The 22,049-nt window shown below is 59.1% G+C and carries 20 protein-coding genes; 19 read left to right on the top strand and 1 reads right to left on the bottom strand.

The window, feature by feature from the left end:
* Positions 1-282 precede the first annotated feature (282 nt).
* Together DXC79_RS04155 and DXC79_RS04150 are read left to right on the top strand one after the other, a co-directional pair.
* Positions 283-3,348, top strand: coding sequence for an InlB B-repeat-containing protein (locus DXC79_RS04155; RefSeq protein WP_117635263.1), 3,066 nt, complete (start codon positions 283-285; stop codon positions 3,346-3,348).
* Positions 3,349-3,639: 291 nt separating this feature from the next.
* The gene (locus tag DXC79_RS04150) at positions 3,640-4,365 is read left to right on the top strand and encodes an IS3 family transposase (protein WP_199408640.1); all 726 of its coding nucleotides are present in this window, start codon (positions 3,640-3,642) and stop codon (positions 4,363-4,365) included.
* A gap of 174 nt (positions 4,366-4,539) precedes the next feature.
* Here the strand turns inward: DXC79_RS04150 and rpmB are convergent, their stop codons facing one another.
* Positions 4,540-4,728 carry a 50S ribosomal protein L28 gene (gene rpmB, locus DXC79_RS04145; protein ID WP_022094725.1) on the bottom strand — a complete coding sequence of 63 codons (189 nt, stop codon included), beginning with the start codon at positions 4,726-4,728 and terminating at the stop codon, positions 4,540-4,542.
* Positions 4,729-5,179: 451 nt separating this feature from the next.
* Between rpmB and pyrR the strand changes: the two genes are divergently transcribed.
* The 17 genes from pyrR to hemW all read left to right on the top strand — a co-directional run bounded on the left by pyrR (position 5,180) and on the right by hemW (position 22,012).
* Entirely contained in the window at positions 5,180-5,764 is a 585-nt protein-coding gene (gene pyrR / locus DXC79_RS04140) for a bifunctional pyr operon transcriptional regulator/uracil phosphoribosyltransferase PyrR (protein WP_006236123.1), read from the top strand.
* Between the two features lie 4 nt (positions 5,765-5,768).
* Positions 5,769-6,713, top strand: a complete 945-nt coding sequence (locus DXC79_RS04135) for an aspartate carbamoyltransferase catalytic subunit (RefSeq protein ID WP_035138537.1) — start codon at positions 5,769-5,771, stop codon at positions 6,711-6,713.
* Positions 6,697-7,986: a dihydroorotase gene (locus DXC79_RS04130; RefSeq protein ID WP_117635262.1), complete on the top strand. Its 1,290-nt coding sequence runs from the start codon at positions 6,697-6,699 to the stop codon at positions 7,984-7,986. Before DXC79_RS04135 ends, DXC79_RS04130 begins: the two co-directional genes overlap by 17 nt.
* 116 nt (positions 7,987-8,102) lie before the next feature.
* On the top strand, positions 8,103-8,870 hold the full coding sequence (locus DXC79_RS04125) for a dihydroorotate dehydrogenase electron transfer subunit (protein ID WP_117564270.1): 768 nt from the start codon (positions 8,103-8,105) through the stop codon (positions 8,868-8,870).
* 14 nt (positions 8,871-8,884) lie between these two features.
* Entirely contained in the window at positions 8,885-9,793 is a 909-nt protein-coding gene (locus tag DXC79_RS04120; RefSeq protein ID WP_199408643.1) for a dihydroorotate dehydrogenase, read from the top strand.
* On the top strand, positions 9,787-10,503 hold the full coding sequence (gene pyrF / locus DXC79_RS04115; RefSeq protein WP_117635260.1) for an orotidine-5'-phosphate decarboxylase: 717 nt from the start codon (positions 9,787-9,789) through the stop codon (positions 10,501-10,503). The genes DXC79_RS04120 and pyrF overlap by 7 nt, the downstream gene beginning before the upstream one ends.
* Positions 10,504-10,742: 239 nt before the next feature.
* Complete coding sequence (mihF, locus tag DXC79_RS04110; RefSeq protein ID WP_006236130.1) at positions 10,743-11,051, top strand: integration host factor, actinobacterial type; 309 nt, start codon at positions 10,743-10,745, stop codon at positions 11,049-11,051.
* The gene (gmk, locus tag DXC79_RS04105; protein ID WP_006236131.1) at positions 11,052-11,621 is read left to right on the top strand and encodes a guanylate kinase; all 570 of its coding nucleotides are present in this window, start codon (positions 11,052-11,054) and stop codon (positions 11,619-11,621) included.
* A 5-nt stretch (positions 11,622-11,626) separates the two neighbouring features.
* Positions 11,627-11,908: a DNA-directed RNA polymerase subunit omega gene (locus DXC79_RS04100; protein WP_035138532.1), complete on the top strand. Its 282-nt coding sequence runs from the start codon at positions 11,627-11,629 to the stop codon at positions 11,906-11,908.
* Positions 11,909-13,153, top strand: coding sequence for a tRNA uracil 4-sulfurtransferase ThiI (gene thiI, locus DXC79_RS04095; RefSeq protein WP_117635259.1), 1,245 nt, complete (start codon positions 11,909-11,911; stop codon positions 13,151-13,153).
* Between the two features lie 213 nt (positions 13,154-13,366).
* Positions 13,367-14,080 (top strand): helix-hairpin-helix domain-containing protein, encoded by a 714-nt coding sequence (locus DXC79_RS04090; protein ID WP_158550964.1) that lies wholly within the window; start codon positions 13,367-13,369, stop codon positions 14,078-14,080.
* A 101-nt stretch (positions 14,081-14,181) separates the two neighbouring features.
* On the top strand, positions 14,182-16,380 hold the full coding sequence (locus DXC79_RS04085; protein WP_158550963.1) for a DNA internalization-related competence protein ComEC/Rec2: 2,199 nt from the start codon (positions 14,182-14,184) through the stop codon (positions 16,378-16,380).
* A 78-nt stretch (positions 16,381-16,458) separates the two neighbouring features.
* Entirely contained in the window at positions 16,459-17,421 is a 963-nt protein-coding gene (holA, locus tag DXC79_RS04080; protein WP_117635256.1) for a DNA polymerase III subunit delta, read from the top strand.
* Positions 17,422-17,554: 133 nt separating this feature from the next.
* A complete protein-coding gene (rpsT, locus tag DXC79_RS04075) occupies positions 17,555-17,821 on the top strand; it encodes a 30S ribosomal protein S20 (RefSeq protein ID WP_022094714.1) in 267 nt (88 codons plus the stop codon).
* Positions 17,822-17,917: 96 nt separating this feature from the next.
* Entirely contained in the window at positions 17,918-19,729 is a 1,812-nt protein-coding gene (gene lepA / locus DXC79_RS04070; protein WP_117635255.1) for a translation elongation factor 4, read from the top strand.
* A 4-nt stretch (positions 19,730-19,733) separates the two neighbouring features.
* The gene (gene dusB, locus DXC79_RS04065) at positions 19,734-20,777 is read left to right on the top strand and encodes a tRNA dihydrouridine synthase DusB (protein ID WP_117635254.1); all 1,044 of its coding nucleotides are present in this window, start codon (positions 19,734-19,736) and stop codon (positions 20,775-20,777) included.
* A gap of 2 nt (positions 20,778-20,779) precedes the next feature.
* Positions 20,780-22,012: a radical SAM family heme chaperone HemW gene (hemW, locus tag DXC79_RS04060; protein ID WP_117635253.1), complete on the top strand. Its 1,233-nt coding sequence runs from the start codon at positions 20,780-20,782 to the stop codon at positions 22,010-22,012.
* Positions 22,013-22,049 lie beyond the last annotated feature (37 nt).

Below are 22,049 nucleotides of genomic sequence, written 5' to 3'. Positions count from 1 at the left end.
GCTAGTTTCCCCATGGCTATGGTCTGGAGTTTGTTCATTGTTTGTTCATTAGGTCTTGGGAAATTAATGCACATCGATCAATTCTGGCTGGTCGTGACACAATTTTTTGGTCGTTTCTATTTCATGGCAATAAACGCGTTCTCTTGTCAGACAAAACACTGGTATTAAACTAAAAATAATGTGCCAGACGGCACATTCAGTAAGAGTGAAATATATGCCTTTGTCTCTGGGTATTTTGTCGCCGTTTACCGGTTCATGTCAGATGAGTAGAAGGGGCGGTTTGTGAGATTGCCACGCTGTAGGCGAGCTCTCGTTTGGCTCGTCTCTTTTTTGTTCGTGTTTAATACGATCCCTACGGGCGTATTTGCTGATGAAATAGTGAATATTGACCCTCAACAAAACACGACTTCGGAGAATCTGTCTAATGAATCTGCTGATAGTACCTCTGTGTCGGGGGGGGGGGGGGCGGATGAGGCTTCGTCTAACGATAAGACGGATTCAAGTGATGATCAAAAACCTGAATCTGATGTCTCGGATAAGCAGTCAAACGATGTGAATGTGAATGAAACATCTGATGAATCGAATTCTGATGCAGCAGAATCTGGTGTTTTTCAAGTCAATGATCAATCAACATTTGAGGATGCGCTGAATAAAATTGCCTCTGATAATTTATCAGAGATCAGACTTGTCCTAAAAGGCGGCTCGTCTTTTGTGGTGCCGACCAAAGATTACGTTTCGACTTTCGGCGTTGCTAACAAGAAGATTACCGTGACGAGTGACGGTAATAATCGCGCAACCTTGCACTTCTCCAACCGTGCCATTCTTTCCGGATCTTGTACTTTTGACAACGTCGAAGTGGTTGGTTCAGGAAAATTCTATTGCAATGGTTTCGATACCGTGTTCACTCGTAACTGCGAGCTCAAGCTCTCTGAAACACTTTATGGCGGTGGCTATAAGTCGACTGTCGACCACACACATGTGGTGATAGCTGCGTCTGGATATATCAATCCTGGTAATAGCGCTGGCCTTCATGACGTCATTGGTGGTTCATATCAAGGGTCCGTCGAGCATGACACCTATCTTGAGATCAGCGGTGACCTTGGTATGACTAGCGGTAATCACGTTAATCCCGGTTGCATGCGCGGCGATGGGTCGAGCGGCGATGGAAACGGCTGTCCTTCTGTTTATGTGGGTGGTAACGCCACGCTTGTTTACGACAATGCCAACTGCGAAGTTTCTCCTGCTATCGAAGGCACTTACGGTTGCGAGATGCGCGGCAACGTGACGCTTGATGTTCGCTCGGGTGAAACAAATGAAATATGCGGTACTGAGGGCGATGCCAGCGAGTCGATAATTGATGGGAATTTACATATCATCGCTGGATCCGAGAGCTATGCAAATAGCGATCGTATCTTGCGTTTGGGTGGCAACTGGGGCATTACGGGAGCTGACAATCTTTTTGCGGCAATGCCTGGGCAGACGGAGCATTACATTATTAAGGGTAGTGTTACCATCGACACTTTTGAAAATGTTTGGGGCTGGGATAAAGGTACAGTTCCAGATAGCTACGATCTTCCCAATATTAATGGTGCCATTATGGGCAGGGTAGGCGGAGACATCACCATTAATGTTCAAGGCTCTCATTTACAAGATATTTATGGTGCAAGCGAAGATTCTTCTGTCAGCGGCACGGTAACTATCAACACGATCAATGCTGAACTAAAGAATAGTCTTTACGGTGATCCTGACTATGACGAGGGGGATATTCTCGCGCTAAGTTCTAGTACGGCAGGGGGCGCATGCAAGGTTCTCGTCGACGGTGGCGATGTGAACATAATCAGGCTCACGGAGGCGACATTAGCTAATGAAGGCTCCGAAATAACTGTTTCAGGTAGTCCGAAAGTCAGAACTGGGATTCTTTCGACGACAAATTATGACTCGGCGCCTTTAAATGCTCCCACCGTCAACTTTAATAATTGTTCGGCAACAATCCCCTTTGTGCAGTCAGCAACAAATGTTTACGTTAAGAATGGCTCACGGGTCACTCTTAATGGACTTTGGCTGACGATGGACCTTACTGTTGAAAAGGACAGTTCGCTGGTAACGGATGATAAAGATGCAGTCACGCTTGAGGGCAACGCCGTGATCAATGGTTCGTGGGAACAGCTGTATGACCGCGCCGATAGCGGGAATCCAGATTTGACTGTGGCTGGCTCCCTGACCGTTGGGCAGGGAGGTCAATTCGTTAACCATGGATCGATGTCCGTCGTAAAGGATGCCTCGAATTCTGGATTGATGGCTCTGCTGAAGCCGGTAATCATCCAGGGTTCATATGACGGTGTTTCCGCTGAGGTGAGACTTCCGATAGTTTCTGAGGGCAAAAACTATAATGTCGGATCTATTCCGCTTGATATTCGCGGAGTTGCTTCGGGTGTCACGACGGTTAACACCGTGGATGCCTCTGACTGGGAGATTCTTAAAAAGCCGACAATCGGTGACAACTATGTTTTGGGGAAGGCTGGCGCTAAAGATACGCCTGCTCAAGGCACTTTTGTTTTGGGCAATTCCGATGCTCTGAACGAGGGAATGTATCTTAAGCGAACGAATGACGCGGCCGGAAATAAGAACAACTTCATGTGGCAAGTTGCTGCAAAGATTGATTTAACTTTTGACGCCAACGGCGCCGACGATCCAGCCTACCCTCTGGTTAAAACTCAGGAAAAAATAAAAGGTAAGAATAGTTACACCTTCGCGCTGCCCAAGACCGCCCCGACCCGCAAGGGCTGGGCGTTCGACGGCTGGAGCACCGAGAGGGACGGCTCGGGCGATCAGTTCACCGACAAGACCGAGGTCTCCAGGTCCACGACCGTCTACGCCCAGTGGAAGTGGGTGCCCCGCGACGTCACCGTGACCTTCGACGAGAACGGCGGCGAGACCAAGGCCGACCCCGCCTCCCAGACCAAGGCCACCGAGCCGGGCAAGACCTCGTTCACCTTCGCGCTGCCCAAGACCGCCCCGACCCGCAAGGGCTGGGCGTTCGACGGCTGGAGCACCGAGAGGGACGGCTCGGGCGATCAGTTCACCGACAAGACCGAGGTCTCCAGGTCCACGACCGTCTACGCCCAGTGGAAGTGGGTGCCCCGCGACGTCACCGTGACCTTCGACGAGAACGGCGGCGAGACCAAGGCCGACCCCGCCTCCCAGACCAAGGCCACCGAGCCGGGTGCTCTGGCTTCGACAGGGGAGAGACTGCTGCCGGTTCTTCCGCTGGCAGTTGTCGGATCTGCTTTGACTTCTTTGGGCTTGCTGCTCGAATACAACCGCAAGAAGAGGCGGAGCGATAAATAAATAATGGCCAGCCATGGCTTTAAATGAACTGCCTCCCATTTCTTGGACATGAGAAATGGGAGGCTTTCTTTATGCGCGTTGACTTGAGAGTGAAGCATGATGTCGAGGCCAGGAAGGCGGCCATAGGGCTCTTCGAGCTCGGGCACGGGTATAAATCCGCCGCGATTGCCCTTTCGCTTCCCGCGGAAGCCTTGAGAAGTTGGCAGGAGATATACCGCGCGTTCGGGAGCGAGGTGCTGCTGCGCATGGACGGAAAGCGGGGCAGGTGCACATACGAGCAGAAGGCCGCCGGTGGCCGCCGAGATCTTCTCGCGCACCGCCAACGGCTGCGGGCACCGGCAGATAGCGATGTGCCTCAGGGCGGAAGAGGGGGCCGTGATAGCCGACAAGACCGTGCTCAAGATGATGCGCGAGATGGGGATCCGCTGCGGCATCAGACGCGAGACGGCCTACCACAGGTACAACTCGTACAGGGGCGTCGTCGGCAGGACGTTCGAGAACGTGATCGCGAGGGATTTCGACGCCGGGGCCCCGTGGCGGAAGCTGGGAACGGACGTCACCGAGTTCAAGGTGGCGGGCGGCAAGGCCTACTGGGCCCCGACGCTGGACTTCTGCACCAAGGAGATCGTGGTGAGCGACATATCGACCACGCCCGACATGGCCCAGCAGGTGAGGATGCTCGACGAGCTGCTGCCCAAGATCCCCGAGGGCACCGCCCCGACCATGCACTCGGACCGGGGCTGGCAGTACCAGCACGCCTCGTACACATCCAGGCTCGAGGCCGCTGGCATCGTCCAGAGCATGTCCAGGAAGGCGAACTGCATCGACAACGCCGCCACCGAGCAGCTCTTCGGCCACGTCAAGGACGAGTTCTACCGGGGCCGCGAGTGGAAGACGTTCGAGGATTTCAAACGCGACCCGGAGGAATACATAGTCCACTGGAACACGAGCCGGAGGCAGGTAAGATTGAAGGGCCTGACCCCGGAGGAGTTCCGGAATCAGGCCCTCGCGGCCTAGTCGCTATTTAGGGCGTCCAAGATTTGGGACGCAGTTCATTTTCACTCTGGTTTTGCATTCCTGGATAGATAGAAAAGAAACCGCCTTCTCAAAAGAAAGCGGTTTCTTATAGTTCTATATGAACGCGAGGTCTTTGACCCGGAGAGTCCGAGGTACTTGTTGGTAAGACCTTATTTAGGAGCGCGCAACCTTGCCGGACTTGAGGCAGGTGGAGCAAACGTTCATCTTGCGACGGTGACCATCGACGACGACGTAGACGCGCTGGATGTTGGGGCGGAACTTACGGTTGGTGACGCGGTGAGAGTGGCTGATGGAGCGACCGGCAACGGGGTGCTTACCGCAAACTTCGCAAACTTTGGACATAACTGACCCTCCTTGGGCGACAAACGAACATGTCGCGTTAACAAACAAGCCTGAACTATAGCACAGAAGTCGCTCCCTGTGCGCAATCTACACAGAGATATTCCTCTTTTGGCGATAGTGCCCACGCTACGGCCCTGGACGTAGATCCGATTTGCGTGCAGCAGAGGGGATTATGCCAGCTCGTGCGTGTGTTTTCAAGCTCGTCCCACAAATATATATAGGTTTATGGAGCGCCTGCGCCCGTTTACGGATTGTTCTGTATTTATGCTCGCAATTAAGCTCGAGGTTGGCTACACTATCCCTTGACCATTAAAGGGGTACGAGATACCCACATGGAATTACATAGCTGCCAAAGAGCAGCCCTTCCTGTGGGTGTCTGGTCCGCTTTAAGCGGTCGGGCATCTATTTTTTTGACTGTGTCAGCAGTCAAGACATGTGAGGAAGGAGATCGATGGGCACGACTTCCCCCAAGGCGGTCATCATGGACGAGACCGCCGTCAATCGAGCGATGACCCGCATCGCGCACGAGATTCTCGAGCGCAACGAGGGCTGTGAAGACCTCGCTCTGGTCGGCATCGTCACGCGCGGCGACCTTCTGGCAAAGAAGCTCGCCGAGGAGATCAAGGAGATCGAGGGCGTCGACGTTCCGCTCGGCAGCCTGGACATCAGCTTCTACCGCGATGACTATGCGACCAATTTCGCTCCCGCGATCCACGCTACCAACATTCCCTTCAGCGTCGACGGCAAGCGCGTCGTGCTGGTGGACGACATCCTGTATACGGGCCGTACTATCCGCGCCGCTCTGGATGCCGTCATGGACCTGGGCCGTCCGAGCCGCATCGAGCTGGCAGTTCTCGTTGACCGCGGTCACCGTGAGCTCCCCATCTCGCCGGACTTTGTCGGCAAGAACGTTCCCTCGTCGCATGAGGAGAACGTGCACCTATATATGAAGGAAGTCGACGGCCACACCGCCGTCGAGATTAACGACGTCGCGCCGGGTTCCCACGTGGGCTCCGCGCCGCTGGGAGGTGAGTAGTACCGTGGCGTTCAACCATAAGCACCTGATCGACATTACCGAGTACTCCGAAGAGGACATCAAGCTCATCCTCGAGACCGCCAAGGCGTTCTCTGAGGTCAACGAGCGTGCGATCAAGAAGGTCCCCACGCTCAAGGGCAAGACCATCGTCAACATGTTCAACGAGCCCTCGACGCGCACCCGCAGCTCCTTCGAGCTCGCCGAGAAGCGCCTTTCGGCCGACAGCCTCAACTTTGGCGGCTCCTCGACCTCCACGGTCAAGGGCGAGAGCCTCGTCGACACCGTCGAGACCCTCAACGCCTACAAGATTGATTGCATCGTCGTTCGCGATAAGCACGCCGGTGCTCCCTACATCGTCACGCAGAACTCGCCCGCGAGCGTCATCTGCGCCGGCGACGGCAAGCACAACCACCCCACGCAGGCCCTGCTCGACCTGTACACCATCTGGGAGCACAAGGGTGACTTCCACGGTCTGAAGGTCGCCGTCGTCGGCGATATCGCGCACTCCCGCGTGTGCGGCTCGCTGATCCCCGCACTTAAGATCATGGGCTGCGAGACCTACGCCGTCGCCCCCGGCACGCTGCTGCCGCCGGCGCCCGAGGTCCTGGGCTGCGACCACGTGACGAGCGACCTCGATTCCGTCCTGCCCGAGCTGGACGTCGTCTACATGTTGCGCGTGCAGCAGGAGCGCCTCGAGGGCGCACCGTTCCCCACGATTCGCGAGTACCACAAGCTTTTCGGTCTGACCAAGGACCGCGAGAAGCTCATGAAGCCCGATGCGATTATCTGCCACCCGGGCCCCATCAACCGCGGCGTTGAGTTCGACTCCTATATGGCCGACCACCCGCAACGCTCCGTCATCCTGGAGCAGGTCTACGCCGGTATCTGCGTGCGTATGGCTATCCTGTATCTGCTGCTTGGAGGTGCCGATAATGGCCTTGCTTCTTAAGAATGCCCACGTCGTCGATCCGTCCGTCGAGCTTGACGGTGTCGTCGACGTCCTGATCGACGGTGACAAGATCGCCGAGGTCGGCGAGAATCTCGCCGTCGAGGGAGCCGAGGTCCGCGACCTTTCCGGCAAGTACCTCGTCCCCGGCCTGGTGGATATGCACGTTCACCTTCGCGAGCCTGGCTACGAGGTCAAAGAGGACATCGAGAGCGGCACCCGCGCTGCTGCCAAGGGCGGCTTCACCGGCGTGTGCGCCATGCCCAACACCGACCCCGTTACCGATAACGGAACCGTCGTTGAGTTCGTCAAGTCCCGCGCTGCCGAGGTCGGCCACTGCCGCGTCTATCCTTCTGGTGCTATGACTCGCGGCCTTAAGGGCGAGGCTATGTCCGAGATGGGCGATATGGTCACCCACGGCGCCGTCGCCTTCACCGATGACGGTCGCGGCGTGCAGGGTGCGGGCATGCTCCGTCGCTGCATGGACTACGGCAAGATGTTCGGCAAGGTCTTTATGAGCCACTGCCAGGACGAGGATCTGGTCGGCCACGGCCAGATCAACGAGGGCAAGGTCTCGACCCGTCTGGCCCTCGAGGGTTGGCCGGCCGCCGGCGAGGAGCTTCAGATTGCCCGCGACATCGAGATTGCCAAGCTGACCGGTGCCAAGCTGCACATCCAGCACATCTCCACCGCTCATGGCCTGGAGCTCGTGCGTGCCGGTAAGGCTGCCGGTGTCCAGGTGACCTGCGAGGCCACCCCGCACCACATGTTCCTGACCGAGAACGACCTGGACGAGACCTACAACACCTCGCTCAAGGTCAATCCGCCGCTGCGCACCGACGAGGATGCCGAGGCCATCCGTCAGGGTGTCATCGACGGTACCGTCGACGCTATCGTTACCGACCACGCTCCCCACACCCCGTGGGAGAAGGCCCGCGAGTTCGAGCTCGCGCCCTTTGGAATGATTGGCCTCGAGACTTCGCTGTCGCTCGTGCTCACTGAGCTGGTCAACACGGGCAAGATGAGCGTGAGCCGCATGGTCGAGCTCATGGCCATCAAGCCGCGTGAGATTCTGGGCCTCGATCAGGTTCAGGTCAAGGCGGGCTCTGTCGCCGACCTGACCGTGTTCGACCCCTCCGCAACCTGGACGGTTGGCGAGGACGGTTACGAGTCGCGCGCCGAGAACTCCGGTTTTGCCGGCCGCACGCTCACCGGTCGTGCCACCGATGTATTTGTCGGTGGCAAGCAGACGCTCGCCGACGGCTGCATCTGCTAGCATAGCCTTATCGCTTTTGTGCGCGGCGCCCTTGCGGTGCCGCGCTTTCTGTTCGTTTAGACCATGCAACCGCATGGGGGATTGGAGCGTCTATGCCCACACCTTCCACTGCACGCATGCACGACTTCGAGGTCGTCTCGAACCGGGAGATCGCCGACGGCATCTTCTCGCTCGTAATCTCGGCCCCCAAGCTTGCAAGTGCGCTCAAGCCCGGTCAGTTTGTGAACATTGCCGTGCCCGGCGATGCCTCCTCGCTGCTTCGCGTGCCCCTGAGCTTCTATCGCGCCGACGCCGAGGCCGGCACCGTCGAGCTGTGGTACGCCGTCGTGGGCGACGATACCCGCCGTTTGTCTCAGATGGGCCCTGGCTCCACCTCTAACCTGTTGGGCCCCGGTGGCCGTGGCTGGATGGTACCCGAGGGCACCAGGAAGGCACTGCTCGTCGCCGGTGGCATCGGCGTTCCGCCTGTGCTGTGTCTTGCCGGCATGCTTGCCGAGCAGGGTGTTGATGTGGACGTGTGCCTGGGCTTTGGCACCGCTTCCAAAGTCGTGGGTGTCGATGAGTTCCGTGCGCTGGGCGCCACGGTTAACGTGTGCACCGACGACGGTTCGCTCGGCACGCACGGTTTTTGCACCGATCCGGCAGCCGAGCTGCTTGGAGAGGGCGGCTACGACTACGTGGCCAGCTGCGGCCCCGCCGTCATGATGAAGAAAGTCGCCGCCGCTGCCGCTGAGGCCGGTGTGTACTGCGAGGTGTCGCTCGAGCGCATGATGAGCTGCGGCTTTGGCGCCTGCAACACCTGCAATGTCGAGACGGTCGACGGTATGAAGGGCGCCTGCATGTGCGGCCCCGTGTTCGATGCCTCCAAGGTGGTGGTCTTCTAGTGGGTACCGTGAACATGGCCGTCGATTTCGGCGGCGTCAAGATGCAGAACCCCATCAACACCGCAGCCGGTACCTTCGGCTACGGTTGGCAGTTCCAGAATTTCTTCGATGTTTCCCAGCTGGGCGCCATTACCACCAAGGGCTGTGCCGCCGAGTCCTGGCCGGGCAACCCTGCGCCTCGCATGGCCGAGATTCCTGGCGGTATGATCAACTCCGTGGGACTGCAGAACCCCGGTGTCGCCGCCTTTGCCCGTGAGTCCGGCCCGTGGCTCGAGCAGCTGTCCAAGGACGGTTGCCAGGTCATTTGCCAGGTTGCCGGGCACTCCGTTGACGAGTTTGTCCGCGCACTCGAGATGTATGTCGAGCTGTGCCCCTGGGCTGCCGGCTACGAGATCAACGTGAGCTGCCCTAATATCGCCGCCGGCGGTGCCGCCATGGGCTCCACGCCCGAGGGCGCCTCTTCCGTTATGGCTGCTTGCCGCAAGGTGACCGATAAGCCGCTGTTCGTGAAGATGGCGCCGGTCAACGTCGCCGAGATCGCCAAGGCCCTCGAGGCTGCCGGCGCCGACGGCCTTTCGGTCATCAACTCCATCCAGGGCATGGCCATCGACGTCCATACCCGCAAGTCCCGCGTGGCCAAGCCCAAGGGCGGCCTTTCGGGCCCGCTGTGCCACCACATCGCCGTGCGCATGGTCTGGGAGGTTGCCCAGGCCGTCGATATCCCCATCAACGGTGTCGGCGGTGTCATGACTGGCGAGGATGCGGCTGAGTTTATCCTGGCCGGCGCCACCTGCGTGTCGGTCGGCATGGCCAACTTCGTCGATCCGTGCGCTTCGCTTAAGATCGCGCATGAGCTCGAGGCCTGGGCCGAGTCCCAGGGCGTAAAGGACATCAACGAGCTGGTGGGTGCTTTCGAATGCTAGAGAATGATGCCCGCGACCGTGTTATCGTCGCCCTCGACTGCGACCGTGAGCGCGCGCTCGAGCTCGCCCACGAGCTTTCGGGCCATGCCGCCTGGCTCAAGGTCGGCATGACGCTCTATTACGCTGAGGGTCCCCAGATCGTCAAGACCTTTAAGGACCTTGGCTTTAAGGTCTTCCTCGACCTTAAGTTCCATGACATTCCGCATCAGGTGCGCGGCGCTGCCCGCTCGGCCTCGCTTGCCGGTGCCGACCTGCTTTCGGTCCACGGCCTGGGCTCGGGTGCTATGCTCGCTGCCTGCCGCGAGGGTGCCGAGGAGGCGCGTGAGGACCGCGCCAAGCTCGTCGCCATCACCGTGCTCACGAGCATGAATCAGGATGCCTTGAGCGAGATCGGCGTCGAGTCTCCCGTGGCCGAGGAGGCCGCCCGCTTGGCAAAGCTTGCTCAAGCCACTGGCATCGATGGCATCGTGTGCTCACCGATGGAGGCTCACGACATGCGTGAGCTGCTGGGTCCCGACGCGCTGATCGTGACCCCGGGCGTGCGTCCGGTGGGTGCCGCTCTTGGTGACCAGTCCCGCGTGGCGACGCCTTCCCAGGCTATCGAGCGTGGCGCAAGCCACATTGTGGTGGGCCGTCCCATCACCGGCGCCGACGATCCGGTTGCCGCCTTTGACGCTATTGTCGCTGAGCTGGTCGAAAACGTCTCCTAAAAGATTCCCCTAAGTCACCACTTTTGGGTCTCATTAGCACAAAATAGCCCCTGTGCCTGCGTAAACTTTCCCATCCTTTGTGTGGAATCGCAGGTCAGGGGCTTAACTTTGGGCGCAGTATATTGCACTTTTTGCGGGTATCGTCTAACCTATGGAGCCGCGATTGGGCATTTTGTACGTTCTACGTGCTAAAATGCCAATTATTGAATCAGATATAACCCAACTATTTGGAGGTACGAATGGCACTCCCTCAGCTTACCGATGAGCAGCGCAAGCAGGCTCTTGAGAAGGCTGCTGCCGCACGTCACGCCCGCGCTGAGCTTCGCGAGCAGATCAAGAAGGGCGAGAAGTCCCTCGAGTCTGTTCTCAACTCCGATGACCCCATCGCTTCCCGCATGAAGGTTTCCACCCTCATCGAGTCTCTCCCTGGTTATGGCAAGGCCAAGGCCGCCAAGATCATGGAGGAGCTCGGTATCTCCGCTACCCGTCGCGTCCAGGGCCTCGGCGTCCGTCAGCGCGAGCAGCTCCTCGAGCAGCTGACCAAATAAGTGAGCGCTCAGGATTCCAAGCTCTTTGTGATTTCTGGACCGTCAGGCGCAGGCAAGGGTACGCTCGTCACTCGTGTGCGCGAGCGCCGCTCGAACCTGGGCCTGACGGTTTCGGCTACCACGCGAGCACCACGCAAAGGTGAGGTCGACGGCGTCAACTACTTTTTTCTGACGCGCGAGGAGTTCGACCGCCGCGTGGCAAACGGTGAGTTTGTTGAGTGGGCCGAGGTCCACGGTAACTGCTACGGCACGTTGGTGAGCGAGGTCACATCCAAGCTCGCCTCTGGCGCATCTCTGATTTTGGAGATCGATGTCCAGGGCGCCCTGCAGGTGAAGGAGCGCTTCCCCGAGGCCGTGCTGATCTTTATCAAGCCGCCTTCGCTTGAGGTACTCCGCGAGCGTCTAGTCGGTCGCGGTACCGAGACGCCCGAGACGATTGAGCTGCGTATGGCAAACGCCGCCGATGAGCTTGCCCTTGCCGACCGCTACGACGACGTCGTGGTTAATGACGATCTCGACCGCGCGACCGATGAGCTCGTTCGCGTTCTCGATATGCATGAAAGGATCTGAGGTCCGTGTCCGTTGTAAAGCCTTGCATTGACGATCTTCTGGAGAAGACCGATCACAACCGCTTCCTGCTCGCTTCGCTTGCCTCCAAGCGCGCCTGCGACATCAATAGCATGCTGCGTGGCCAGCACAACCGCGTGCTTGCCGTCCAGGATGTCGATGACATCACCATCGGACTTTCCGGTGCCGATACCATCTCGATGGCTATGGACGAGATTGTCGACGGCGACATCTCTTACGACGAGGCTCGTTACGAGAAGGCGCTCGGCCACAAGGTTGCTGAAGCCTAAATGGCGGCTCGCGTCTGCCTAGTCCACTATCACGAGGTTGGGCTGAAGGGCAAGAACCGCGCACATTTTGAGCATATCCTCATGGATAACATCAAGGCGGCCTTGGCCGCCTTTTCCGTGAACGCCGTGTCTCGAATTTCCGGTTATATCCTCGTGACCTTTAACGAGCATCAGGCCGACGAGGCGGCGCGTGTCATCCGCACCGTCCCCGGCGTTGCCCGTGTGTCTTTGGCGTATCACACCAACCGCGACCCGCAGGAGTACTGCGCCGCCGCTGTGAAGGCGCTGCGCGAGTTTGGTTCCTTCGATTCGTTTAAGGTGCACGCCAAGCGCTCCAATACTGACTATGAGCTCACCTCGATCGATATCAATCGACAGGTTGGCGAGGTGCTGTGTGAGGCGTTTCCCGATAAAAAGGTCCAGATGCACGACCCCGACGCGATGGTGCACGTTCTGGTGGTTCAGGGTAGTGTCTACGTGTATGCGCGCTCCGAGCGCGGCGTTGGCGGCCTTCCGGTGGGTTCTGCCGGCAAGGTCGTGACGCTTCTGTCGTCGGGTATCGATTCTCCGGTGGCGACCTGGATGCTCGCGCGTCGCGGCGCGGTGTGCGTGCCGGTGCATTTCTCCGGTCGTCCGCAGACGCCCGACACGAGTGAATACCTGGTGCAGGACATCATCCGTGCGCTTGAGCCGGGTGTCCAGATCGGCCGCCTGTACGTGGTGCCGTTTGGCGACTGCCAGCGTGAGATTTCGGTCACCTGTCCCAGCAACCTGCGCGTGATCATGTATCGCCGCATTATGTATTCGGTTGCTGAGCGCATTGCACACATCGAGGGTGCCAGGGCCATCGTTACGGGCGAATCGCTTGGGCAGGTTGCCTCCCAAACGCTTGAGAACATCATGGCCGTCAACGAAGCCGTGAAGATTCCCGTGTTCCGTCCTCTCATCGGTTCGGACAAACAGGAGATCATCGCACGCGCCGAGGAGATCGGTACGTTCGATATCTCGACTGAGGCCGCTCCCGACTGCTGCACGCTGTTTATGCCACGCCGTCCCGAGACGCACGCTAAACTCGATGCCGTGCATGAGGCCTGGGAACTGTTTGATCACGAGGAGATGATTGAGCGTCTGCTCAAGCAGACCGAGTACATCGACTTCGAGAGCAACACGTACAAGGCCCCTAAGACCTTAAAACGCAAACATTCTGAGCTTGCTCCGCGTGAGATTTACCAAGATCACGAGTAAATATGTGCATAGACCGACGATGCGCCTGCATCGTCGGTCTTTTGCTATCTGGGCATTTTGCGGCTAAGTGTTCATTTGCTGACGTGTGCCTGAATAAATGGACATTATTTCGTAAGGTTTTGGTCAGCTTTTGGTTTGACCGCGAAAACCGGTGTGGACGTGCGGAAGCTGCGGCGTTCGTTTCCTGACACGATGGTGTTGGGAGGTTTTGCTATGGCGCAGCGCGAACAACACGAACGAGTCAAAAAGATGGACCGCTGGGCGGGCAAACTGCTCGGTCATAAGGCAGTGGTGATGGCGATACTGGTCGTCATTGCGATGGCGAGTGGACTGGCAATGGCGAACTTTGGCGGCGGTGCCGGCGGTGTGTCGTTTGAGCGCACTGATGGTTCGGGCACGTTAGTGGAGCCGGGATCCGGCGATGCTTCGAGTGGAAAGACATCTGAAGGCTCTTCGCCTAAGGCGTCTGCCGCGGCAGAGGTCTATGTCGATGTTGATGGCGCCGTGGTGTCACCCGGTGTATATCGCCTCAAAGACGGGGCGCGGGTGGCTCAGGCGATTGATGCCGCCGGCGGGCTGGCGCCCGAAGCAGACGTTACGGGGCTTAATCGTGCATCCAAGGTCACTGATGGACAAAAAATTCACGTTCCAACGGTAGGGGAGCAGCAGGTGTCCATTGCGGAAGCCGGTGTTGATGGTGGGACTTCCGCATCATCAGGCGTCGGTGGCGCAACAGGCCTAGTAAACATTAATACGGCAAGCTCGGCAGAGCTGCAGACGCTCTCGGGAATCGGTCCCTCAATGGCACAGTCGATTATCGATGAGCGGACAAAGAACGGTGCTTTTGCTTCGGTTGACGATCTGATGCGCGTGTCGGGAATCGGCGAGAAGAAGCTTGCCAAAATCAAAGATTGCATCTGCGTATGAGTGCGACCGAGCGAGAGCACGTGATGCCTCCGCGGCCCCTGATTCCGTGGACGATGGCCATTTGTGCCGGCTTGTGTGCGAGCTGCGGATTGGTGCTTAACATGGCAGCCGATTTGCTGCTGGGAGAGCAGCCAGCGCCCGTCACATTGCTTATAGCCATTCCCATTGCGGCTGCGGTATTCGTTGTGCTGGCTCAATCTTGTGCGCGGCTTGCCCCTTTGAAGCGGTGGCTGTATGCCGCGTCCGTCGGTCTCATAGCGGGTGCGGTCGTTTCGGCGTGGTGGGCCGTGGGTGCGCTCAACGCCTCGAAGACGCTCGACGGTCGAGCGGCAAGCATTCTCGAGTTTGTCGTGCAGGGTGACCCATCCATAAATGACGACGTGTATTCCTATACCTGCGAGGCGCGCTCGGACGGTAAGAACTTGGCAACGGTTCGCCTATCGTGTGACCGTGATTTCAAGGTCGGGGCGCACGTGCGTGTTATCGGTCGCGTGTCACGTTTTGAGAACGATGCGTATGGACGATCGCGCGTGCTCCGAGGCGAGGTACGCAAGGTTAAAGCCGTTCGGATTGTGTCGGTCGATGAGGGTTCTCCGAGGCCGCTGCTTCGGCTGCGAAATGGGCTGCTTGCGTCCATCGCGCCTGCGACCGACCCGGCGCGTGCGCTCATAGCCGGTGTCGTCTGCGGTCGTTCGGCCGAGCTGCGCGCCCAGCCGGCGGGCGACTGGTTTTCGGTGACGGGAACGGCGCATCTTATCGCCGTCTCGGGCAGCCATTTGGCTATCGTGGGGTTTGTAATCGAGGGTGTATTGCAAAAGACTCGGTGCTCACGTGGTCTTCAGCGGGCGATATTGGCGATAACGCTTGTGGGCTACGCTGCCTTTACGGGCGCGTCTCCCTCGGCCGTGCGCGCGTGCTGCATGGTGTTCGTGACGCTTGTCGTAAACGGCGCGGGGCGTCGTCGGCACGGCCTTTCGGCACTCTTCGTAACCATGTCCATCTTTGTGCTACTGCGGCCGACGGTGCTGTTCGAGATGGGCTTTCAGCTTTCATGCGCCAGCGTCTTAGCCATTCTGTGCTTTTGTCCCTATGCGACCTACGCTTTGGGTGAGCTAGGTGTGCCATCGGGCGTTGCCAGCGTGCTTTCCGTCACGCTGTGCTCGCAACTGGCGACACTTCCCATCACCATTCCTGCCTTCGGTACATTCTCGCTCATTGCTCCGTTGGCAAATGCGGTCATCGGTCCGGTGGTGAGCGTTCTGCTCGCTGTGTCGATCGTGCTGGCTCCCTTTTCGCTCGTGGGACCGTTGCGGACTTGGGCGCTCGTTGTGCCCATGATTGCCGCCCGTTGCGCGCTGTTCTTCGAGCAGCTGTTTGCCGCCGTGCCGGGTGCATACGTGAGCGTGCCGCCCGATAGCATGTGGATTTACCTAGTGCCGTGTTTTCTGGCGGTTCTGCTGGTCTGGTGGCCGCGTCCCCGTGCACGTCCTATGGCGGTGGGGCTTGCATGCCTGATGCTCTTGGCTGCGATTCCGTACGTCTATTGGGATCGATTCGCTCCGCCTTCGGTGACGGTGCTCGATGTGGGCCAGGCCGATGCGATTCTTATCCGCCAAGGCGGCGCAGTAGCTCTCGTCGACTGCGGGCTCGACGAGCGTGTGGTTGCGGCGTTGGTTCGCAATAACGTGCACCATATCGATGCCGTTTTTGTGACGCATTGGGATGAGGACCACTGGGGTGGTTTGCCTGCCGTGCTCGAACAGTTTTCGGTCGGAACGATTGCCGTGGCGGCGGATGCGCTGGAGGATGCTCCTGCCGAGGTATTGAACCGACCTGGCGTGGAGTATCGGCAGGTGCGCCATGGGGATACGGTCGACATCGGCTCATTTTGCGCCCGCGTGATGTGGCCATTCGAGTTCGTGGATGGCGAGGGAAATGAGGACTCGCTTGTCCTGCTGCTCTCTTATGTTCAGGAAGGCAAGGGCCTGCGAATACTTCTCACCGGTGATGCCGAGCTCGACCAAGAGCGGGAATTCGTGCAGGAGGTGGGGGATATCGATGTCCTTAAACTTGGGCATCACGGCTCCAAGGTTTCAGTCGATGGCGAGTTGCTGGACGTCCTGAAGCCCGAGCTTTCCCTCGCAAGCGCCGGTGAGGGGAATCGATACGGCCATCCGTCCGATGCCTGCATCGATGCCGTTAAGGAAGCGGGTGGTGTGTTCGCGTGTACTATCGAACACGGCGACATTACCGTCACACCGACTGCGAATGGCTTTGCGATGCGATGCCAGCGACCGTGACGACGTCGTTGGCGTGTGGTGGGCCCCTGGGCTAGAATGGCACGGAACGAATACGAAGGCCTGCGGGAGGGGAGCGCAATGTCCGAAACCGGTTTGCTGCCGGCATATCTGATTGTCGGTACCGACGGAGTTAAGCGCGACCACGCCGTCTCGCGTATGAAAGCGCGTCTGGAAAAATCGGGTATGGTCGAGTTCAACCTCGACGAGCGAGACATGACCAAGGACCCCGATATCGAGTCCATTATCGGATCGCTTAACACCTTTCCCATGGGCAGCGAGTTTCGCCTGGTAATCCTTGACGGCTGCTCCAAGCTTGCCAAGGCGGTTTCCGAGCCGCTCGTCGAGTATCTGGCGAGTCCAAGTCCCACAACGGTCTGCCTTATTATCGCCGATTCGCTCGCCAAGAATACGCGCCTGTACAAGGCGATCGCCAAGATTGACAAGAAGGCCGTCATCGATTGCTCGGGCACCAAGCGCTGGGAGCTCCCACGCCGCGTGCAGCAGATGGCGACGCAACACGGCAAGTCCATCTCGGCGGCGGCCGCCGAGGAGCTCGTCTCGCGCTCGGGCGAGAACACCCGCATGCTCGATAACGACTTGGCTAAGCTTGCCCAGATGGTCGAGGCGCCCCAGATTGAGCTTGCCGACGTTGAGCGCTGGATTGTACGTACGGCCGAGGTTCAACCCTGGGACTTTCTCAATGCGGTCTCGGCCCGTGACATGCGACGCTCACTCGAGCTCTTCAATCTACTGCCCGCCAAGAGCTACGTGTGGACTTACACATTGCTGTGCGGCCGCATCCGCGAGCTTATCGTTGCCAAGGCGCTCGATGCGCGCGGACAGGGTCGTGAGCTGGCCGCAACACTTAAGCTCCAGTCCTGGCAGGTCAAGAATCACCTGACCTGGGCACGTCGCTTTTCGATGGCAGAGCTCGTTGCCGCGCTCGAGGGTGCGGTCGATGTGGAGCTCGCGCTCAAGGGTTCGGCCGATTCTCAGACGGCGCTTTTGCTCTGGATTACGAACATCTTGAGAAAATCGTGATGATACCTGCCTATTTGACAAATTCGTTCTATCCCTTTGAGAGGGAGCGTGCTATAGTAGGCGCTTGCATGACCTCACCGTGTCTCAGAGGTGTCATACATTTTTTGCAAGGAACTCGAAAGGAACTCCAGAAGTGGCAAACATCAAGTCTCAGAAGAAGCGTATCCGCACCAATGAGGCAGCTCGCATGCGTAACAAGGCTGTCAAGTCCGAGCTCAAGACGCTGACCAAGCACGTCCAGTCCGCCGTCGCCGAGGGCGACGCCGAGAAGGCCCAGGCTGCCCTCAAGACCGTCACCAAGCGTCTCGACATGGCTGCCGCCAAGCATGTTATCCACAAGAACCAGGCTTCCAACCGCAAGTCCGGTCTTGCCAAGCTCGTGAACAGCATCAACGCCTAAGTTGTAAATTTCACACCACACAGATTACGCGCATAAATGGAGCCTGTTTTATGGAACAGGCTCCATTTTTTGTACCGCTCGGGTAAGATAGTCCGCATGAATACTTCAATTGACATTTCCCACATCCGCAACTTCTCGATTGTTGCGCATATCGACCATGGCAAGTCCACGATCAGTGACCGCATCCTCGAGCTCACCCATACCGTCGACGAGCGTGACATGGAGTCGCAGCTGCTCGACACCATGGATATCGAGCGCGAGCGCGGCATCACGATCAAGTCTAATGCCGTTCGCGTTTCCTATGACGCCGACGATGGCGAGACGTATCAGTTCAACCTGATCGATACGCCGGGCCACGTGGACTTTACCTACGAGGTCTCGCGTTCGCTGGCCGCCTGCGAGGGCGCAGTGCTCGTCGTCGACGCCACGCAGGGCGTCGAGGCACAGACCGTCTCCAACGCGACGCTCGCCATGAACGCCAACCTGGATATCGTGCCCGCCATCAACAAGATCGACCTGCCGTCGGCACACCCCGATGAGGTCAAGACCGAGATCGAGGATGACCTGGCGATTCCCGCCGACGATGCCGTATGCGTATCGGGCAAGACCGGCGAGGGCATCCACGATCTGCTGGAGTCCATCGTCTTTTTGATCTCACCGCCCAAGGGCGATGCAAACGCGCCGCTCAAGGCGCTCATCCTGGACTCGTATTTTGATGAGTACCGCGGCGTCGTCGCCACGGTCCGTGTCTTTGACGGCTCCATCAAGAAGGGCGATACCCTGCGCATGATGCAGGCCAAGGGCGATTTTTTGGTCGATGGCGTGGGTGTCAAGCGTCCCGCCGAGACGCCGGTCGACGCGCTGACCGTTGGCGAGGTGGGCTACGTGGTCACGGGCCTGAAGGACCCCGAGGCCGTGCGCGTGGGCGATACCCTCACGTGGGCCTCGAACCCCTGCCCCGAGCCGCTTCCGGGCTACCGCGAGGCCAAGCCCATGGTCTACACGGGCCTGTTCCCGATCGACAACAAGGACTACGAGAATCTGCGCGACGCCCTCGATAAGCTGCACGTCAACGACCCGTCGTTGGTGTGGGAGCCCGAGACCTCGGTGGCGCTCGGCTTTGGCTTCCGCGTGGGCTTCCTGGGCCTGCTGCACATGGAAGTCGTCAAGGAACGCCTGGAGCGCGAGTTCAACCTGGACCTCATTGCCACGAGTCCCTCGGTCGACTATCACGTCTACAAGACCGACGGCGAGATGATCGATGTCCGCAGTCCGCAGGACCTTCCCGAGGCCACGCGCATCGATCGTATCGAGGAACCCTACCTCAAGGCAAAGATCATCTGCCCGCCTGAGTACACGGGTGCCGTCATGCAGCTCGCCATTGAGCACCGCGGCGTCACAACCGATATGATCCACCTGACGAGCAAATCGGTCGAGATGCGCTTCGATATGCCGCTCGCCGAGCTCATCTTGGACTTCTTCGATCAGCTCAAGAGCCGCACCAAGGGCTATGCCTCGCTCGACTACGAGTTCAACGAGTACCGTCCCTCCGAGCTCGTGAAGCTCGATATTTTGCTTTCGGGCGACGAGGTGGACGCGCTTTCGTTTATCGTCCATAAGGACAAGGCATATGGCCTGGCCCGTGGCTTGTGCGACAAGCTCAAGGAGATCATCCCGCGTCAGCTGTTCGAGGTGCCCATCCAGGGTGCTATCGGCAACAAGATCATCGCCCGTTCCACCGTCAAGGCGCGTCGCAAGGACGTTCTTGCTAAGTGCTACGGCGGCGATATCTCGCGTAAGCGCAAGCTGCTCGAGAAGCAGAAAGAGGGCAAGAAGCGTATGAAGGCCATCGGATCGGTCGAGGTCCCGCAGGAGGCCTTTATGGCGATCCTCAAGGTGGACGAGTAGGTCTATGGCTCTTTCCGAATATAGTCTGCGGCTGCTGGGCGCCTATGCCGAGCAGCCGTTCCTTATGGCTCCCATGGCGGGCGTTACCGACCCCGCCTATCGCATCATGTGTCGCCGCCGCGGTGCCAACCTTGCCTACAGCGAGATGGTGAGCGTGGCAGGCCTTGCCTATGCCAGCAACAAAACGTGGCGCCTGGTGCTGCCGGCCGACGAGGAGCAGCAGATTTGCGTGCAGCTCTTTGGCTCCAAGCCCGATCAGTTTGCGAGCGCCGTCGCCGCCGTCGAGGAGCGCGTTGGCGATCGCCTGTCGCTCATCGATATCAATATGGCATGCCCCGCCCGCAAGGTTGTCACCAAGGGCGAGGGTTCGGCGCTCATGCGCACACCCGACCTGGCCGAGAAGATCGTCGAGGCCACGGTGGGCGCGGCGCACGTGCCCGTGACCGTCAAGATTCGCAAGGGCTTTTATGCCGAGGACCGCAATGCCGCGACATTTGCCCGGATGCTTGAGGGCGCAGGGGCTGCCGCAGTCGCCGTGCATGGTCGTTGCGCCACGCAGCTCTACACGGGCCAGGCCGATTGGTCTGTCGTCGATGAGGTTGCCGACGCTGTCGAGATTCCCGTGATCGGTTCGGGCGATGTGTTCTCGGCCGAGGACGCTGCCGAGCATCTGCAAGGCTCGGGTGCCAGAGCGGTGTTTATCGCGCGCGGCATCTACGGCAATCCGTGGGTGTTCGGCGATGCCCGAGCCCTTGCACTCGATGGCACGCCGGTTCCTTCTCGCTCCTCGGTTGAGCGCCTGGAGGCTCTGCGTGAGCACCTGACGTTGACGCACGAGCTTCTGCCGCTTATGTCGCGTGCCCGTACGTATGCAAGCTGGTACTTAAAGGGCATGCCCCATGCCGCCGCCTGGCGCGCTCAGGTGGTGCGCTGCTCCACGTACGAGGAGTTTATGGCGCTGGTCGATGATATCGAGCGCGACGTGGTGCTCTGTGAGGCCGCGCTTGCCGCTGGTGAGCCGGTGCCCGCTCATCCGCTGGAGGCTTAAGGGTGGCCGTTACCGCGCTGTATGTGCACGTGCCGTTTTGCGCTCAAAAATGCCGCTATTGCGACTTTGACTCGCGCAGCTTTGCTCTGTGTGATTTGGATGCTGCGCTCGATTCCTATTTTGAGCAGCTGTATGCACGCCTCGATTCCTTTGGCGACGCCGGGGCGCTTGCGCAGGTCCGCACGGTCTATATTGGCGGCGGCACGCCCTCACTGGCTGGGGAGCGCCTGGTGAAACTTGCCCGTCGTATCTCCATGTGGTGCAAGCCCGTTGAATTTACTTGCGAAGCCAATCCTGAGTCGCTGACCGTCGAGCTCGCCACCGCGCTTGCCGAGGCGGGTGTCACGCGCATCTCTCTGGGCGTGCAAACCCTCGACAATACCGAGCTGGCTGCTATTGGCCGCATTCACGATGCTAATCGGGCACTTGCGGCTATCGCGACGGTGAAGGAAGTTGGCCTCGATGTGTCGTGCGACCTGATGTGCGGCCTTCCCGGGCAGACGGCCGCAAGCTGGCGGAGCACGCTCGATGGCGTGCTGGCGGCGGCGCCGCATCATGTGTCGATCTACCCGCTCACGCTTGAGGAGGGGACGCCCCTTTATCGCATGGCGTGCCGTGACGAGTCGCTCGAGCCCGATGAGGATTTTCAGGCTTCGTGCATGGACGCGGCGCGTGAGCGCCTGGGTGCGGCCGGCTATCATCCGTATGAGGTGGCGAGCTACGCGCTCGACGGCCATGAGTGCGCCCATAACATTGCCTACTGGACCGGACAGGGCTACCTGGGCCTGGGTCGTTCTGCCGCGGGCATGCTCGACGACGAGGATTTCGACCGTCTTGCAGGTTTGTTCCCCGGCGTGTCTTCTCGAGGCGATGCGTACCGCGTGCGTCTGGTGCAACGTGACGATGACGCGACGGCGTTCGAGGCCGAATATCTGTCGCAGCGTGAGGCTGTCGCCGAAGACTTGATGCTCGCTTGTCGCATGACGCGCGGTGTTGCGTCCGACCTGTTGGCTCGTGCAGCTTGCGTCATCCCAACGGGCGAGCTGGCAGCTGCCTGCGATCGCGCGCTCGAATTGGGTCTTGCCACTTGGGTGCCCGAGACGCTCTGGGGTCATGAGGGACCCTTCACTACGGCAGATGTCGTCGCGGGCCATGTTCGAGCTCGTCTGGCGCCGACCCATCTGGGCTGGCTCGATGGAAATGTTCTGTTCGAGCTGTTTTGGGATCTAGCTTAGGCCGCTCGGGTAGAATTACCGGAATATATACGCTGCT

Origin of the sequence: Collinsella sp. TF08-11AT, assembly GCF_003437035.1 — a bacterium.
Taxonomy (GTDB): domain Bacteria; phylum Actinomycetota; class Coriobacteriia; order Coriobacteriales; family Coriobacteriaceae; genus Collinsella.
This window is presented reverse-complemented; position numbering and strand designations above follow the sequence as displayed.

Excerpts from the sequence above, each read along its gene's own strand:
- lepA (WP_117635255.1), top strand. The coding sequence starts at position 17,918 with ATGAATACTTCAATTGACATTTCCCACATCCGCAACTTCTCGATTGTT.
- mihF (WP_006236130.1), top strand. The coding sequence starts at position 10,743 with ATGGCACTCCCTCAGCTTACCGATGAGCAGCGCAAGCAGGCTCTTGAG.
- DXC79_RS04125 (WP_117564270.1), top strand. The coding sequence starts at position 8,103 with ATGCACGACTTCGAGGTCGTCTCGAACCGGGAGATCGCCGACGGCATC.
- rpmB (WP_022094725.1), bottom strand. The coding sequence starts at position 4,728 with ATGTCCAAAGTTTGCGAAGTTTGCGGTAAGCACCCCGTTGCCGGTCGC.
- thiI (WP_117635259.1), top strand. The coding sequence starts at position 11,909 with ATGGCGGCTCGCGTCTGCCTAGTCCACTATCACGAGGTTGGGCTGAAG.
- pyrR (WP_006236123.1), top strand. The coding sequence starts at position 5,180 with ATGGGCACGACTTCCCCCAAGGCGGTCATCATGGACGAGACCGCCGTC.
- pyrF (WP_117635260.1), top strand. The coding sequence starts at position 9,787 with ATGCTAGAGAATGATGCCCGCGACCGTGTTATCGTCGCCCTCGACTGC.
- DXC79_RS04090 (WP_158550964.1), top strand. The coding sequence starts at position 13,367 with ATGGCGCAGCGCGAACAACACGAACGAGTCAAAAAGATGGACCGCTGG.
- holA (WP_117635256.1), top strand. The coding sequence starts at position 16,459 with ATGTCCGAAACCGGTTTGCTGCCGGCATATCTGATTGTCGGTACCGAC.
- DXC79_RS04130 (WP_117635262.1), top strand. The coding sequence starts at position 6,697 with ATGGCCTTGCTTCTTAAGAATGCCCACGTCGTCGATCCGTCCGTCGAG.
- dusB (WP_117635254.1), top strand. The coding sequence starts at position 19,734 with ATGGCTCTTTCCGAATATAGTCTGCGGCTGCTGGGCGCCTATGCCGAG.
- DXC79_RS04085 (WP_158550963.1), top strand. The coding sequence starts at position 14,182 with ATGGCAGCCGATTTGCTGCTGGGAGAGCAGCCAGCGCCCGTCACATTG.
- DXC79_RS04120 (WP_199408643.1), top strand. The coding sequence starts at position 8,885 with ATGGCCGTCGATTTCGGCGGCGTCAAGATGCAGAACCCCATCAACACC.